The organism is Lentzea kentuckyensis, assembly GCF_002150765.1.
Classification (GTDB): Bacteria; Actinomycetota; Actinomycetes; order Mycobacteriales; family Pseudonocardiaceae; genus Lentzea; species Lentzea kentuckyensis.
The window spans coordinates 215,173-231,421 of sequence record NZ_MUYM01000015.1 but is presented as its reverse complement, the minus strand read 5'-3'; the positions used below and the strand labels follow the sequence as shown (position 1 = coordinate 231,421).

The following is a 16,249-nucleotide window of genomic DNA, read 5'->3' as shown; positions in this document are numbered from 1 at the left end:
CACGTTGATCGAACTCAAGTCCCCAGCCGAGATCGAGCGCATGCACGTCACCGGCCAGTTCATCGCGGAGGTGCTCGACGAGCTCTCCTCCGTGGCCGCCGTCGGCGTCAACCTGCTCGACCTCGAACACCACGCGCGCCGCATGCTCGAGACGCGCGGCGCCGAGTCCTGCTACTGGGACTACTCGCCGTCGTTCGGCCGGGGACCGTTCCGCAACGTCATCTGCCTGTCGGTCAACGACGCGGTGCTGCACGGCCTGCCGAAGAGCTACGTGTTGCGGGACAGCGACCTGCTGACCATGGACATCGCCGTCAGCATCGACGGCTGGGTGGCCGACTCGGCGGTGTCGGTCATCGTCGGGACGCCTCGCGACGAGGACGTGCACCTGATCCGGGCCACCGAGGTGGCGCTGGCGGCGGCGATCGAGGTGGCGCAGGTCGGCAACAAGCTCGGCGACATCTCCGCGGCCATCGGCGAGGTCGCCACCGAGTACGGCTACACGCCCAACCTCGAGTTCGGCGGGCACGGGCTCGGGCGCACCATGCACGAGGCGCCGCACGTGTCGAACAACGGCAGGCGCGGGCACGGCATGAAGCTCAAGCCCGGCCTGACGATCGCCATCGAGCCGTGGCTCGCGGCCACGACCGACCAGATCATCTTCGACGAGGACGGCTGGACGCTGCGGTCCGCCGACGGCTCGCGCACCGCCCACTCCGAGCACTCCGTCGCGATCACCGAGGACGGGCCGCTGGTGCTGACCCGCCGCAAGTCGGAACTCGCCAAGGGCGTTCAGTCACCGGGTGAGCCGGCGTCGTCGGAGCGTTAGATCCCGGCGTACTTCTCCGCCGCGGACCTGACGATGTCGAGAACGGCTGCCGCGTCGAGCGGCCGCCGTTCGAACTCGAGCGGGTCCGGCCAGGTGAAGGTCCAGCCCAACCGGCCGTCTTCGCGCTGCCCGTAGCTCAGGTTGGCGTACACGGTGGCGGCTGAACGTTGCACCGAACCGCGCCGGACCACGCCGAGCAGCACCGCTTTGCGGTCGTCGTCGCGGTCGGACAGGTGCAACGGCTCACGGGTCTCGAACACGATCCGGAGGCCGCCGATCACCACCTCCCGCGCCGCGTTGTCGATCCGCAGATCGGGAAGCGCCTCCAGCAGGTCGTCGTAGGCGTCCGCGAGCACGTCGTCCAGGTCCGACGAAGCCTGGCGGCGCAGGTCGGCCTTCCGCGCCACGTCCGCCTCGGTGGCCGACCCCGCGGCCTGCTCTTCCAGCAGACGCCGCTCGGCGGCGTACGCGGCGTCCACCAACGGGTCCTGCTCGCGCCGGACACCTTCGACATACCTGTCGAGCACCTCGCACACGGCCCTGGCGTCCTGGTGGCGGTGCACCGGTTCCTTCTGCAGCAGACGGACGACGAGCCTGCCGATCCGGGACGGGACGCCGGTCAGTGCGGGCGGGGCTTCGTGCAGGTGCTGACGCTTGAAGTCGCGTTCCAGCGGCCCGTTGAACGGACGGCTGCCCATGAGGACCTCGAAAGCCAGCACCCCCAACGCGTACAGGTCCGTCTTCGCACTCCACGACAACGGGTTCTCCCACAGCTCAGGCGCCATGTAGGGAACGGTTCCCAGGCCGGCGAGCGTGTACGTCCCGGTGGCCTCCGCCAGGTCCCTGGACAGCCCGAAGTCGGTGATCTTCCACGTCGTGCCGAACCTGAGCACGTTGGCGGGCTTGAGATCGCGGTGTGCGATGCTCAGCGCCGCGAGCTGCACCAGTCCGAGCGCGACCTGCCGCACCGCGTCGACTCCCGCGTCGATGCCGAAAGCACCCCGCGTCAACGCCTTGGCCAACGACTCCTCCGCGAGCGGCATGACGATCAGCAGGTCGTCATCCCGGAAGCAGTAACCGATGGGCAGCACCAGATTGCCGGTGTCGCCGCCTGACCGGGCGGCCTGAACCAGCCGTTCGACGATCTCCACCTCCCGGCCGCGCTGCCTCTCGTGCTTCTCGGCGCGATGCAGCAACCGCACCCTTTTGACGGCCACCGCGGTGCCGTCCGCACCGGAGCCGGCGAACACCTCCCCCGTGGCGCCCCCGTCACCGATCCGGGCAAGTTCGTCGAAACTCCACTCCGCACCGGCGTTGTCGGTGAAGCGGGTGATCATCAGAGGTCAGCCTCCCTCTTCGGTTCACGACCTCGCCTGCGCCTGCGGTCGACGGCGTGGGAGATCCGGAACATCTTCCGCACCACGATCAGGAATCCGTCCCGCGACGAGAACCAGTTCTGGATGCCGTGGCGCTGCTCGATCTCACTCCGCAGCTTCTGCAGTGCCCGCACCGCGTCCTGAAGTGAAGCCGACTCCGCTGCGTACAACGGCAGCGTCGCTTCCAGACCGTACCGCTCCGGGCTGGCGAGCTCGGGAATCTTCACGAGCAGCGCGGGGTGCGCCGCGACCGCGGGGGCGAGCCCGGACAGGTCCTGACCCGGCGCCGCGTGCCGGACGGCCAAGGTCGCCAGCGCGCGGACCTCCTTGTACTCCAGTTCCGCACCGCGCTTGGCGAGAAAATCGCAGAGGTACGACGCCAACCTCGGATCGGTCAGGTAATCGCCGTCATCACCCCCTAAACCGGACACCGCGGCCACGAACATCTCCCGCGCCGCGAACGACACACGATTGTCCTCGTGCAACTCGTAGATCAACCCCGCCAGCAGGTCCGAGTGGACCGATCCGGTGCCAGGAACGTTGGCCCAGCCCTCGGCGGCCATTCCCCACTGGTACCGCGCAAGGTCGCGATCGTTCAGGCGCAGCTGCTGAAACCCGATCTCCAGCCCGCCGGAGAGCAACGGGCGGACGCGCGGCACGACCCGTCCGGACTCGTTCACGTCCAGGGCACGGCACAGCGACTCCCAGCCGCTCTGCTCCAACCCGGATCGCCAGAGCTCGACCGTCGAAGCCCACCACCGCCGATCGGCCTGTCCTGACGGTGCCAGCGCCTCCAGATCCACCCCTTCATGTGGATTGAGCAGCGTCAGCATCAGGACGATGTTGGACGAGTACGCGGCGAGCTTGCGCACGTGGTCCGCGGGAAGCGGCTGATAGGTGTCGTACGAGGGTGTGCTGGCCCGGTTCCGGTAGTGCTGGAACAACGTCACCAGGGCGTGCGCGCACGACTGCTTCGAACTGTCGGGAAAGCGTGCGAACAAGTCGACCACGAAGTTCAGCGTGGATCGGCGGGTCGCCAGGCTCTGATGGGAGAGCAGGGCGAAGAGCAGGTCGTCGTCGTACTCCCGGCCACCACGCCGGGCCTGCCGCGAGTGGTCCGCCACCTCGCTCAGGACCTTCACGCTGTAGTGCGCCACGAGGTACTCGCCGAACGTGGCGTGCAGGAACTCGTACGCGCGTTGGACGTCCTGTTCGCGGTGACCATCCGCTTCGGCGGTGTAGACGAAGAAGAACTTCCCGATCGTCTCCTGCCCCACCTTCGCCGGGCGGATGTGCGTCGGTTTCACGTCGGGACTGCTGGTGAGCGCGAGGATGTCGAGGCCGAGCTCGTGATCGGTGATGTCCTGGCGGTCCCTGTTGAACATCGCGAAACCGGCGATGCCGAGCCGCCACAGCTGGTCCTCGACCAGTTCCGAGATCTCGTCGGCGGCGCCCCTGGCCTGGTCCTCCTTCTCGACCTCACGCCGGACGAAGCTGTCCAGGATCCTGTTGTAGAAGACCGCGTTCGACAGTTTCGTACCCAGCTTCGGAGCTTTCGGGTCGGCCGCGTAGATCGCCAGCATCATCAGCAGAAGGGGCTGGCACGCGAGCGCGCGATGCTTCAACGCCACGGTCAGCGCGACTTCTCCGACCCGGCGCTTCTTGATGTTCTCGTGGTTGTGGTCGCGCCAGATCCTGAGCCAGCCACCGATCTGCGCGTCGGTGAACTCCTCCAGCTTCACCACGGGAGTGTCGTGAGCGATGCGAACCCGTTCCGCCACCACCGTCCGCGACGTGACCACGAACGCGACCGGCCGTCGCTGGTACATCTCCTGACGCTGGAACTCCGCGACCTGCTGCAGATAGGACGTACGACTGTGAGTGGACGCCTGCAGCAGCTCGTCGAGACCGTCGAGGAAGACGACTCTGGTCGTGTCACCTTCATCCGCCAGATCCGCCCACTTGACCCGCCGGTTCGTCACGAGGTCGAGCGCCTGCTGAATCTGTTCGTACACAGGTGCTTCCGCATCGACGCGCCGCAGTGGCACCCGCACGGCCGTGTAAGCGGAGGCAGGCAACCTGGCCGCCAGCACCTTGGTGAGCATCGACTTTCCCGCACCGGGATGCCCCAGCAACAGCAACGGTGTGGACACGCTCTCCGGCGATGCCAGGAACGAGGCGAAGAACAGGTCCAGGCTCTCCCGCTCCGGTTTCGTCTGCCACCAGTTCTCGTCGCCCGGCGCACCACCGCCCGCCATCGCCACCCGGAACACCGGGCTCTGGTAGATCCGCTCGACGGTGGGAAAGACCACGTCGGGGAACTGGTCGACGGCTCCGCCCGGCACGATGGTCTCGGCGAGCACGGCACGGTTGGCGTCGGCGACGATCGTCCGGTTGCGCTCCGGCTGGCTGCGGAACGCGGTCGACAGGTGGGTGAGGACCTCTTCCAGCCGCCCGAGCGACTCCCGTTCGGCCCGCAACGCCGCGGCCAGCTCGCCGTGGGTGACCTGCGCGCCGGCCCGGTCGTTGCCCTGACCGGCCGAAGCCGACCACACGAAGAACTCCGGGACCTCGTCGGCCAGGTCGAGGAACCAGTCGTGGTAGACGCGAGCCGCCGCGGCGGTCGTTCTGGGCGTGAAGTCCTTGGGGCGATTGGCCTTGTTCGCCGAACGCTGCCAAGCGTCGAGGTTCCGGACGAAGGTGTGTGTCAAAGCGAACAGCTCATCCTGACAGTCCGAGAGCGTGCTCTGGTCGAGGAGCCCTTCGTGCGCCTGCGGCAAGGGGCACTCCCTCACCGTCAACGCGGTGATCAGGAGATCCGCGCCCTTCTTCGGACCACCGGCCGCCAGGGCCTCGGTCTCCTGCCTGCTCAGCGCCAGAATCTGGCCCACCGCCTTGCCGACCACTTTCTGGTACGCCTCGAACGAGGAGGCGACCACGATCACGGTGTGCGCGGCGGCGATCAGCTCGTACCGTTCGACACCGCCGGCTGACGCGATCCGTTTCGCGGCACCGTTCACCAGACCGCGCAACAATCGCGCGGCGTTGCTCCTCGGGCGAACTATCGCCCAGGCTGCGGCGAACTCGTTGATCGGCATGACGCCGGAGATCAGGCCGCCGAGCAGCTCGTCCAGCTCCCTGAGGATCGGCTCCTCGGTCTGCCCGAGCAGCCGGACAGCGCCCCGGAAGGTCAGGACCTGGTTTGATCTCAACGAAATGTTCCTTCCGCTCCGCCCGGACGCCCTAGGCGGGCCACCGCACGTTCTGGGCGAGTCCGATCGACTCCATCGCCAGTTCGAGCCTGCGGTAGAGCCCCCGATCCGCCTCGGCGATCTCGGCGAGATCGACCTGCGCGTTGAGGAACGCCACCGCGTTGACGAACCGACGCACCTTGGTGCGGGCTTCGCGTTCGAGGCCCAGTTCGATCAGCCGCGCGAGTGTCCGCGTCGCGGGCAGCGCAAGGCTTTCGTCCCAGTCGGCGAGCACCTGGTCGATCGCTCCGAATGCCACCAGCTCGTACTCGTTGCGCTGCAACAGCAACAACGCGATGTCGAGCAGCGATCCTACCGGAACACCTTCGGAGACACCTTTCTCCAACAGGTCGCGGAGCACCTCGCTCGGCACGTCCTGGTCCCGAGAAGCCATCTCCAGCAACAACACCCAGTAAAGCCTTTCCACGCGGCCAGCGGACAGACACGCGCGATACGCGGCGGTCCGCTTGTCGAGGTCGCGCTCTGCCGCCGTCCACGCGCGCAGCAGGAGGTGGGCCGGCGAGGCGAGGCCGTCATCGACGGACGTGGTCGACGAGACGGCGAGGTTCATCGACGTCACCACCGGCAGCAACGCGTGCGTCAGCACGTCCTGGGACGACGAACCGTGGAACATGCTTTCCCCGACGGCGTGGACACCGTCCGGAAGGAGCTGTCCCGCGAGCGACCAGTCCAGGCTGTCCGGACCGAGTTCCATCCCGTCCAACCCAACGAGGAAATGCGCGCCGGGGCCGGTTCGACTGATCCCGAGCGTGGTCACGAGGCTGGTCCACTCCTCTGGGTTGAGCTGCGAACGCCACAGGTAGGTGAGCCCGGTCCAGTCGGCGACGTCCTCCGACCGAAGCTGGCCCTCGATGACGACCAGCAGCAGTACGAGGTTCACGCTGTACGCGGCGATCCGTCCGCACAACGTCATCGGCCGCGGCTCGTAGCGCGGGTAGCTGGCGTTCGAGCGCGGGTACTGCGCCGCGGCGAGCAGCCTGACGAGCAACTCTCGCGGGGTGTGCCCGCCGAAGTCGGTGGCGAGCTCGCTGAAGAACCCGAGCACCGCTCCGCGCGTTGTCAACGGCGAGAAGGACAGCAGCGCGTGCAACAGTCCGTCGTTGGTGTCGGACGCCCCGAGCAGCGCCCCGGACGACACCAGGTCCTCCTGGACCATCTTCACGAGCACTCGGTGCACGAACCGTGCCACCAGGTACTCACCGAACGTCGCGTGCAGGAACTCGTAGGTGTGCAACGTGGTGTCGTCGCGAGTGGCAAATGCCTGATGCACGAAGAAGAATCGGCCAAGCACGAGCTGTGCGGCGGTGAGACGTGCGCGCATGTCCGCTTCAGCGTGCGTGGTCTTGTCGCCGAACAACCCACCGAGATCCTGGTTCAGGTCGTCCTCGGTGACCCACTGCGCGCCGCGGTTGAACATCGCGAAGGCCACGACCGAAAGGCGCACCAGCTCCTGCTCGACTTGTCGGTCGATCGCGTCGTCCGGCAGGTGTGCACCTGTCTTGACCACCTCCCGGCGCGCGAACCTGCGGAGCAACGCCTCGTACAGCTCGGCCCGGCCGAGTTCCTGCTTCTCGGACGACCCCAGCGCGTTTCCGTCGAGGTCGAACAGCGCCAGCATGAACAGCAGCAACGGCTGCCCTGCCAACGCTCTGTGTGCCTTGTTCCGCAGCACCCGCGCCGGTTCCAGCTCCTGGATCTTCTTCTTGCCGAAGTACTCGGCGTTCGCTTTGTTCCAGACTTCGAGCCAGCTGGTGATCTGCGCGTCTCCGAACGGTTCCAGGCGCAGTGCCATCGTGTCTGCGGGCAGACGGGCGCGGTTCGCCACCGCGGTGCGGCTGGTGACCACGACGACGACGGCCCGGCCCTGGTCGAGTTCCCTGCGCTGGAAGTCGCGGATCTTCATGAGGTAGTCGGACCTGCTCACGCCGGTGGCTTGGAGGAGCTCGTCGAACCCGTCGAGCATGACCACGGGAACGGCTTTGCCCGCCGACCGCGCGAGTTCGACCCACTCGAGTCGTTCCCCGGTCGCGTCCTTGATCGCGTACTCGATCTGTTCCTGCAGATCCGCCTCCGCCTTGACGTCGCGCAGCACGACTCGGACGGGGAGGAAGTCGCTCGGCGGCAGCAACGCGGCGAGCATCTTGGTGAGCACCGACTTGCCGGAACCCGGTTGCCCCAGCACGACCAGCGGAGCGACCACGGCCTGCGCGGACGTGAAGTAGCCGGCCAGGTAGTCCTGGATGTCACCTCGTAGCGGGACGTCGCACCACCACGAGTCGAGGCTGATGTCGTCGTCTTTTGCGACCCTCTGCACCTTGTACAGGGATGCGACGTACGCCTCGCGCAACCGCGGCACGACGAGATCGCGCGGCAGGTCTCCGGTCTCGACCAGCGGCCGGTCCAGCGCCGCGTCGTACGTCCTCGCCAGCCCTTCCCTGCGCGAGTCCGGAGACTCCCCCGACGTCATGGTCGTCAACGTGGCACGCAGCCCGCCCAGGCTCGACCGGACAACGGGAGACTCGTCCGCGGTCGACCACACCGAGAATTCCGGACAACCGCGGGCAAGGTCCTTGTACAGACGCTGGTATCGCGCACGAGCGCGACGCGGTAGTTTCTCGGAGGCTTCTTCGGTGAACTTCGCCTTCCGCAACTCGCTCAGTCGCTCCCACGCGGCCAGCGACCGGAGAAATTGGCGGAGACACACCTCATACACGCTGTACTGGCTTTCCCAATAGCCGAACAGCGCATCGGCGCGCATGTCAGCTCGAGGAGTCACCGGCCGTGAGCTCAAGATGTCCAGCAGATTCTGGTTGGCGGTGGGGCCCATGCGCTCCGCCAGCAGGATCAGCGCCTGGTCGGACTTGGTCAGCCTCAGCTTGTCGACGTTGACCGGGAGAGACATCTCGCCAAGAGCCTGGAAGAAGGCAGTGGTCACGATGACGCTGTGGGCCGCCACCAGCAACCTGGTCCGGTCGATCCGCCGGAGTCCCGCGAGTCGCCTCGGAAGGTCGAGGATCAGCCGTTCCCCCGCAACGCTGATCTCGGTGTGGGCGGCGAGCAGTTCGAGGCCGCACAGGACAGGGACGCCTGACGCGGAAACCCGGTCGATCAGCGCGCTGAGACCGCAGTCGCTACCGAACAGTTCGGCTGCTTCGCGGTAGCTGAACTCAGAACGCATCCGCGACATGATTCCGCACCAGGATGCGTTTGCCGAAAACGATCACCTGAATGTCGCAACACACATACGAATTGCCCATGAGTTCAACAGGTGGTCGCCATCGCCGCAGCGACAGCAACCACCCGTCGAAACTCAAGCGCGCTTGCCGAGGTCCACCAGCTCGACGAGCAGGCCGGTCGACGGGCCGAGGTGCGCGAACGCCACGTGGTTCAGGCCGGGGCCCAGTCGCTCGGAGCATGGTGGCGAACTTGGTCTCGCTCCGGTAACCATGCAGTGGGCTGAAGAGGAGAGGAACGGAGGACCGACGACACGGGGAGGCTGAATGACCACAGGGTGCAGGACAGAGCTCGGCGTCGACCTGGACGAGTTGCGTCTGCTGGTCGGCATGTCCTATCGCGAACTGGCACGCCGCACCGGGTGTGCCCGCAGCACGTTGCACGACGCGTTGACCGGTCGCCGTTTTCCCAAGCTCGACACGGTGCTGGCCATCGCGAAGGCCTGCGGCGGGGACACCGTGCGCTGGCGTTTGCGCTGGGTGGCAGCGTGCAGGCGCAACTCAACCAGCACGAACCGTGCCGACGATGTCTCGGCAGTCGATCAGGCCAAGCTGACGGGAGTCCTGTGAACGCGGGTTGTCCCCCACCACCGCGACGAATCCGGCCGGCACCAGCACGACGCCGGGCAACGTCGGGGCGAGCCAGTCCGGCAGCGGATCCCCGGCGACGGCCGCCACCCTCTTGATCCGATGAGGTAGTTCGGGGTCCGGCACCCGGAACACGATCACCTCACGGCGGCGCGGTGCCCGCAGGCGCATGCGGGCCACCAGCTTCTGGCCGTCGTGCAACGTCGGCGACATGCTGTTGCCGCGCACCGTGACCCTGATCCACATCAGCTGACCCTCGCATCCTGGTAGCCGCCCGCCTGCAACCGGAACAGGCGCGCGTACTCGCCGCCGGCGTCCATCAGCTCGTCGTGGCTGCCCTGCTCGGCGATCCGCCCGCCGGCCAGCGTCACGATGAGATCGGCACCTCGCAGCGCCGCCATCCGGTGGGAGATCAGCAGCCGGGTCCTGCCCTCCGCGTGCCGCCGCAGCGTGTCGTGGACCCGTTGTTCCCCTTCGGCGTCCAGCCCGGACGTCGGCTCGTCGAGGATCATCAACTCGGCGTCGGTGCGCATCAGGCACCGCGCCAGGGCCACCCGCTGCCACTGCCCGCCGGACAACGTGACGCCCGTCCGTTCCTCGTCGGCGTGTGTCCGCGACAACACGGTGTCGAACCCGTCCGGCAGGGCGTTGATGGTGTCGGCGATGCGCGCGGTCTCGGCCGCGGCGACGACCCGCGCCCGGTTGCCCAGGTCGCGCGTCTGCCCGATGCCGATGTTCTCCGCCGCGGTCAGGTCGTAGGCCATGAACTCCTGGAACACCACGCCGATCCGTGCCCGCAGCAACGACACGTCCAGGTCGCGGACGTCCACGCCGTCCCACGTGATCGAGCCCCGCTGCGGGTCGTAGAAGCGGCACAACAGCTTCACCAGCGTGCTCTTGCCCGCGCCGTTGACCCCGACCAGTCCCACGGCCGCACCCGCCGGAATGGTCAGGTTCACCCCGCGCAACACCCACGGCCCGTCCTCCGCGTACCGGAACCAGACGTCCCGCAGCTCGATCGTTCCGTGCGACGGTGTGCGCGTGCCTGGGGGAAGGTCGTCCTGGGTGCCGATGACGTCGAGGTAGTGCCCGAACAACCGCACCGCGCGCCCGGCCTCGCCGAGTTGCAGCACCACGCCGGACAGGCCGGTCTGCACCCCGGCCACCGCCCCGAGGAACAACACGAGATCACCGACCGACGACCGTCCGGCGGCCACGTTGAGCGCCACCACGACCGTGCCGGCCCCGGCCACGACAGCCCCGAGCAACGCCAGCGCGCTCTGCACCACCGTGCCCCTGCGCTGTGCCGTGAGCCGCGCCCCGCTGACCGTCGCCAACGAGCCGACCATCCTGCCGTGCAACAACTCTCCGAGCCCGAACAGCCGAATCTCCTTGGCCGCCCGCACATCCGTGAGCAACGCCCGGTAGAACAGCCGCCGCCGATCCGTCGCCACCCACGCTTCCTCGGTCGCCGCCTCACGCCGCGCCGTCGCCAGCCGCGCGAACACCGCCGTCACCACCGACGCGAGCAGCAGCAACGTCATCGGCGGCCACACCACCAGCAGCGCGCCGGTGAAACTGGCCAGCAGCACGACGGACCGGACCAACTCCTGCGTGAACTGCGAGATCGTGCCCGGCGCCTCCTGCGCCGCCTGCTCGGCCAGCCGCAACCGGTCGTGGAACGCGGGATCCTCGATGTGCCGCAACCCCGGCAGCGTGGCGACGCGCCGGAACAACCTGCTCTCGACGGTGAGCGCGACCTGTTGCCGCACCACCTCCCCGAGATACCCGCAGAGGTACAACATCGCGATCGCCAGCCCGCCGACCAGCGCCGACGCGACCGCGAGAAACGCCGCCCTGCCCGGTGTCGCCGAGCCCGACGTGAGTTCGTCGACCAGCAACATCGTCAGCCAGGCACCACTTGCCGGCGCCGCACCGGCCAGCACCGTCAACACCAGCGTGAGACCGGCGACCACCGGCGCCGCCCGGAACGGCAACGCCAGCGCCGCCACGGCGTTCCGGATCATGCCACCGGCGCCGGCATGTCGGCGAGCTTGATCCCGGCCGCGGTGACCACACCGCCGTGCGTGTGCACCAACGTCGGAAACGCCATGACCTCGAACGCGGACAACACCGGATCGTCGGTCTCGACCACCACGACCCGCCCCAGCCCGCTGACCTTCTCGGCCAGCCGTGCCGTCGCGTCGGGATCACTCAGATCTCCGTCCACAATGGACACGAACCGGTCCTTCGGCGGATCGGCCAGCAGCGCGTCGGTGAGCGTCCGGCACGGGCCGCACCCCACCGAGAAGAACCCGACCTGCACCGGCCCGTCGAGATCAGTCTCGGTGAACGCGATCCCGTTGGTGTCGACGACCTCGAACGGACGGATCACCATGCCGGGTTGCGGCAGGTTCGTGTTGCGCGGCGGTCGTGAGTTCTCCTGCAGTTCCCGGACCCTGGCCACCAGCCCGTACGTGAACAGCACGTGCAACGCCACCACAACGGCGAGCAGCACAACCGCAATCGTGAGCAGGGTCAACGGTTCCTCCCAAGAGGCGGGCGTCGTGACGAACGCGCCGGCGACAGCAACGGCGATCAACGCCCCGTTGCGAACAAGATGCTTGGGCCCCAGCACATCGCCGCCCGCACCGAAACACCGGCAACGCACCGGCTCCCGGCTCTGCATGCCCAGCAGGATCCCGCCGCAGAACACCGCGAGCAGCCCGATCGCGGCCGCGTACCCGAGCCTCGTCCCTGGAACCGCAAGCAGCACAACGGCAACAGCCTCGCCCGCGAGAACCACACAGGCGACCAGCCGGGCGGGCAACCGCGGCACGATGGCCGCGACCGAGTCCCGGAACTCCGCAAATCCTTCGTTGGTACGCACTTTGCCCACGAACGCCGCGAGGAACACCACCGCGAGCAACACCCGTGCGAACAGATCGACCACGTCAGGCCTCCAAGTGCGGGGTGCCGGCGACGCGCGCTCGCCGGCACCCCGTTGTGTCACTTACAGGTGCTGCTCGCCGACGAGCAGATGCCGTTGCAGTTGAAGCGGTAGCCCTTCTTGCAACACTGCCCGTGCTCCGGCACGCAGGCACCGGCGTCGATCTTCGGCAGCACGAGTCCGACAAGCCGCTCGCCGGCCAGCTTCGCGAATCGCTTCACGGGTCCGCTCCTCCCAGTTGATCACCATGAACACCGCCCACGCTCGCTCGCCGCGGCCGGGAACGGAAGACGAGTCGGACAGAGTCGGACGGGGTCGGACTGCCGCTACCCCGTACGGCGGATGCAACACATCCGCCTGTAGGCACGATGTCTAGTTGGCAGGCAGAGATAGGGGTGGCCAATGGCGCGGCGTGTGTTCATCTCCTACGCACAGGAGTCCCCAGAACATCGCGCCGAGGTGCTGAACCTGTACGCCCTGCTCCGGGAGCACGGGATCGACGCACACGTCGATCAGATCGCCGCTGGTGAACGGCATGACTGGTCGCTCTGGATGGCCGACCAGATCCGAGAGGCCGACGTCGTGCTGTGCGTCGCCTCCGAGCAGTACCGGCTCCGCGCCGAAGGTCAATCCGACGAACAGGTCGGCAAGGGCGTGCAGTGGGAAGCCCGCCTGATCCGCGCCGCCTTCTACAAGTCCCAGCGCAAGCTGCAGAAGTTCGTTCCGGTCGTACTACCCGGCCAGACCGTCTACGGGGTCCCGGACTTCCTCGCCCCGGAAACCACCACGGTCTACTTCGTCGAGGACTTCTCCAAGCAGGGCGCCGAGGACCTGCTGCGCCTCCTGTGGCACAAGCCCAAGTACGCCGCGACTCCGCTCGGCGACGAGCCGGACTTCGACACCGTGACCCCGTCGGTGACCACCAGCGGACTCAACAGCATCGTGTCCCCGCAGGTGGCGGGCATGGCCGAGGTGATCGGCCGGGACGAGGAACTGGCTGACCTGCGTGCGGCGTTCACCGCCCAGCGGAAGTCCAGGACCCCGGTGGTCCAGGTGCTCACCGGCATGGGCGGCGTCGGCAAGACCAGCCTCGCCCGCGCCTACGCCCAACGCCACCTCGACGACTACGAGGTGGTCTGGTGGGTCCGCGCGGAGGACCCGACCACGGTCGACGGTGAGTATCGAAGTCTCCTGGAAGAGGCCCACTCCGCCGCCGAGGCCAAGCTGGTCCGCAACGCCGTGCAGGTCGCCAACACCTGGCTGTCCCAACGCACCAAGCCGTGGCTGCTAGTCCTGGACAACGTCCAGGACGCCAAGTCGCTGCAGGGCCTCTACCCGGCGAAGGGCAACGGCCACGTCCTGGTCACCAGCCAGGCGAGTAGCTGGCCCAATCCCGGTGCCGTCCACCGCATCGATCCCCTGGACACGGACGACGCGGTGGGGTTGCTGGCCACGCTCTCCCAGGACGACGACGTCGAAGCAGCGACCAAACTCGCCACAGAGCTCGGCGGCCTGCCCCTGGCTCTCACCCAGGCCGCGTCCTTCACCTTCACCAACGGAACCAGCCTCGCGAACTATCTGCGCTTCTACCAGGACCGCAGCGCCGAGTTGCATGCCGACGGCCAGCCCGACGACTATCCGCACACCGTTGCCACGACCTGGCTCCTGGCCATCGAGAAGATGTCGCCGCCCGCGCGGCTGGCCCTCAACACCATGGCCTACTTCGCCCCGGACTCGATCCCGATCTCGGTGCTGCACCCGCTGGCAGGCGACGAACTCGCACTCACCAGGGTGATCGGCGAGCTTCATTCGCACAGCCTGGTGGCCCGAGGCGCCGAGGACACGATCACCATCCACCGCCTGATCCAGGCCGTCACCCGCCACGGCCTGGGCGACGCACCGGAGCATGCGGCCCTGGCACGCGATCTCATCACCGCCGCACTACCGCGGCGTCCCTTCAACCTGCACTCGATGAGCACCTGGAAACGGCTCCGCAACCACGTCTCGACAGTCATCGACCACTTGCCTGCCACCGATCCACAGACGTTTGACCTGCGCTACCTGCGGGCGATCTCGCTCGGCGAAATGGGCGACATGCGTGGCGCCATCGCCCAGTTGACGACACTCGTCGACGACATGTCCCCAGTCCTCGGACTCGAGAACGAGCGGGTGTTGCGCGCGCGGTACGGTGTGGCGTACTGGTCGAACCCGTACGACCCCCATCAGAGTCTCAAGCTGCTGTCCGAACTCCGGGAAGCTCAAACCAGGGTTCTGGGTGCCGAGCACCCCGACACCATGGAGACCGGGCGCGATCTGGCTCGCACACAGCTCACCCTGGGGGAGCTCGACAGCGCTCGCCGTGTGCTCGACGAGTTGCTGCCCATCCACGTGCGAGTCCTCGGTCCCGACCATGAACACACGCTCACCACTCGCATGCGCTGCGCGACCGTGCTGGCCGAACGCGGCCGTTTCGACGAGGCGATGGCCATCGGACGGGAGGTCATAGCCGCCGCGACCACTGAGTTCGGCGAGCCGGATCTGCGAATGACGGCCTCCTGGATCGAGTGGGGTGAAATCCTCGGCCAAGCGGGTCAACCAGCCGCTGCACGCGACCTCTACTCCCAGATCGTCGCGCAGTACGCAGAACATCGTGGCCAATACGACCGCATGACGCTCTTCACCTCGATTCCGCTGGCCGTGTGGACCGCGAAAGCCGGGAATCCGAAACTGGCGAGGAACATGCTGCTCCGCACACTGAGCCGCATCCGCGACACCCTGGGAAAGAACGACCCGCTCCTGGTGAAGTTGGAGGAAGGCTTGAACAACGTCAGGGCATCCGGCCCGGCACGGCGGAAGCGCTGATCAACCGAGCATCGCACGCACCGCGTCCGCGATCAGCGCCGACGGCGAACCCGTCCCGTACGGCGACGCGATCTCCCGCAACGCAGTCCGGTGCCGTTCCACGTCGTCCAGCCAGGGCAACACCGCTTCCCCCACCCCAGGCCCGGGAGGAACCAGAGTCCCGAACGTGCCCTCGATCTCCGGCCGTTCGGTACTCCGCCGCACCACGACCACCGGCCGCTTCAGCACGCTGACCTCCTCCTGGATCCCCCCGGAATCCGACACGATCACGGCCGAAGCGTGCGCCAACGCCAAGAAGGTCCGATACGGCTGGGGTTCGATCACCTGCAGCCCGTGCAGCAACCCGTCGAGACCGAACGCGGCGACCCTCGCGGCGGTCCGCGGGTGCAGCGGCAGCACGACCGGAAGCGGCAACTCGCCGAGCTCGCGCAGGATCGTCGCGAGGTTGTCCGCGTCGTCGACGTTCTCCGGACGGTGGATGGTCGCCAGCACGTACCGGTCGCGCTTCAGGCCCAGGTCGGCCAGCGCGGTGTCTTCCTCGTCCGCGCCGGGCAGCGCGTGGGCCAGCGCTTCGACCACGGTGTTGCCGGTGACCACGATCCGGCCCTCCGCGACGCCTTCGGCGAGGAGGTTGTGGCGGTTCAACGACGTCGGCGCGCAGCAGAGTTCGGACAGGTGGTCGATGAGCACTCGGTTGTGCTCCTCCGGCATCGCGCGGTCGTAGCTGCGCAGGCCGGCTTCCACGTGCACCAGCGGCACGTCGCAGGCGTTGGCCGCCAACGCTCCGGCCAGGGCGGAGGTCGTGTCGCCCTGCACGATCACGGCGGCCGGGCGGTCCGCGGCGAACACCTCGTCGACCGCCGCGATCGCGCGGCCCAGCTGGTCGCCGCGGCGCAGGCCGCCGAGCTTCAGTTCGTGGAAGGCGCCCGGTTCCGGCACATCACGGCGGATGAGCGAGTACATCGAGCGGTCGTAGTGCTGACCGGTGTAGATCATGGTGCACGCGCTGCCGAAGTGGTCGATCAGGGGGGCCAGCTTGATCAGCTCGGGCCTGGTGCCGCACACGATCGTCACGGTGTTGGTTTCCCGCACCGCGGCAAGGTACTTCATCGATCCCGTTGTGCTGCCGTCATTCACTCGAA

General features: G+C 67.7%; 12 protein-coding genes. 3 read left to right on the top strand and 9 right to left on the bottom strand.

Annotated features, from left to right (window positions below):
- Positions 1-4 precede the first annotated feature (4 nt).
- Positions 5-826 carry a type I methionyl aminopeptidase gene (gene map / locus B0F77_RS09415; RefSeq protein WP_086662410.1) on the top strand — a complete coding sequence of 274 codons (822 nt, stop codon included), beginning with the start codon at positions 5-7 and terminating at the stop codon, positions 824-826.
- Here the strand turns inward: map and B0F77_RS09410 are convergent.
- The 4 genes from B0F77_RS09410 to B0F77_RS47785 all read right to left on the bottom strand — a co-directional run bounded on the left by B0F77_RS09410 (position 823) and on the right by B0F77_RS47785 (position 8,922).
- Complete coding sequence (locus tag B0F77_RS09410) at positions 823-2,163, bottom strand: serine/threonine-protein kinase (protein WP_086662409.1); 1,341 nt, start codon at positions 2,161-2,163, stop codon at positions 823-825. The genes map and B0F77_RS09410 overlap by 4 nt on opposite strands.
- Complete coding sequence (locus B0F77_RS09405) at positions 2,163-5,414, bottom strand: NACHT domain-containing protein (protein ID WP_086662408.1); 3,252 nt, start codon at positions 5,412-5,414, stop codon at positions 2,163-2,165. The genes B0F77_RS09410 and B0F77_RS09405 overlap by 1 nt, the downstream gene beginning before the upstream one ends.
- A gap of 31 nt (positions 5,415-5,445) precedes the next feature.
- Positions 5,446-8,652: an NACHT domain-containing protein gene (locus tag B0F77_RS09400; RefSeq protein WP_086662407.1), complete on the bottom strand. Its 3,207-nt coding sequence runs from the start codon at positions 8,650-8,652 to the stop codon at positions 5,446-5,448.
- A 132-nt stretch (positions 8,653-8,784) separates the two neighbouring features.
- Positions 8,785-8,922 (bottom strand): hypothetical protein, encoded by a 138-nt coding sequence (locus B0F77_RS47785; protein WP_158102654.1) that lies wholly within the window; start codon positions 8,920-8,922, stop codon positions 8,785-8,787.
- A gap of 52 nt (positions 8,923-8,974) precedes the next feature.
- On the opposite strand from B0F77_RS47785, the gene B0F77_RS09395 reads away from it, so the two are divergent.
- A complete protein-coding gene (locus B0F77_RS09395; RefSeq protein ID WP_086662406.1) occupies positions 8,975-9,277 on the top strand; it encodes a helix-turn-helix domain-containing protein in 303 nt (100 codons plus the stop codon).
- Here B0F77_RS09395 and B0F77_RS09390 read toward each other — a convergent pair.
- From B0F77_RS09390 to B0F77_RS47780, 4 genes are read right to left on the bottom strand one after another with little or no spacing between them, the layout of a single operon-like run.
- Positions 9,209-9,541 carry a S26 family signal peptidase gene (locus tag B0F77_RS09390; protein WP_086662405.1) on the bottom strand — a complete coding sequence of 111 codons (333 nt, stop codon included), beginning with the start codon at positions 9,539-9,541 and terminating at the stop codon, positions 9,209-9,211. The genes B0F77_RS09395 and B0F77_RS09390 overlap by 69 nt on opposite strands.
- Positions 9,541-11,322, bottom strand: coding sequence for an ABC transporter ATP-binding protein (locus B0F77_RS09385; protein ID WP_086662404.1), 1,782 nt, complete (start codon positions 11,320-11,322; stop codon positions 9,541-9,543). The genes B0F77_RS09390 and B0F77_RS09385 overlap by 1 nt, the downstream gene beginning before the upstream one ends.
- Positions 11,319-12,248: a MauE/DoxX family redox-associated membrane protein gene (locus B0F77_RS09380; RefSeq protein ID WP_086662403.1), complete on the bottom strand. Its 930-nt coding sequence runs from the start codon at positions 12,246-12,248 to the stop codon at positions 11,319-11,321. Before B0F77_RS09380 ends, B0F77_RS09385 begins: the two co-directional genes overlap by 4 nt.
- A gap of 56 nt (positions 12,249-12,304) precedes the next feature.
- On the bottom strand, positions 12,305-12,466 hold the full coding sequence (locus B0F77_RS47780; protein WP_158102653.1) for a hypothetical protein: 162 nt from the start codon (positions 12,464-12,466) through the stop codon (positions 12,305-12,307).
- Between the two features lie 181 nt (positions 12,467-12,647).
- Here B0F77_RS47780 and B0F77_RS09375 point away from each other — a divergent pair, with 181 nt between their 5' ends.
- On the top strand, positions 12,648-15,107 hold the full coding sequence (locus B0F77_RS09375; protein WP_086662402.1) for a tetratricopeptide repeat protein: 2,460 nt from the start codon (positions 12,648-12,650) through the stop codon (positions 15,105-15,107).
- Here the strand turns inward: B0F77_RS09375 and wecB are convergent, their stop codons facing one another.
- Entirely contained in the window at positions 15,108-16,217 is a 1,110-nt protein-coding gene (gene wecB, locus B0F77_RS09370; RefSeq protein ID WP_086662401.1) for a non-hydrolyzing UDP-N-acetylglucosamine 2-epimerase, read from the bottom strand.
- Positions 16,218-16,249 lie beyond the last annotated feature (32 nt).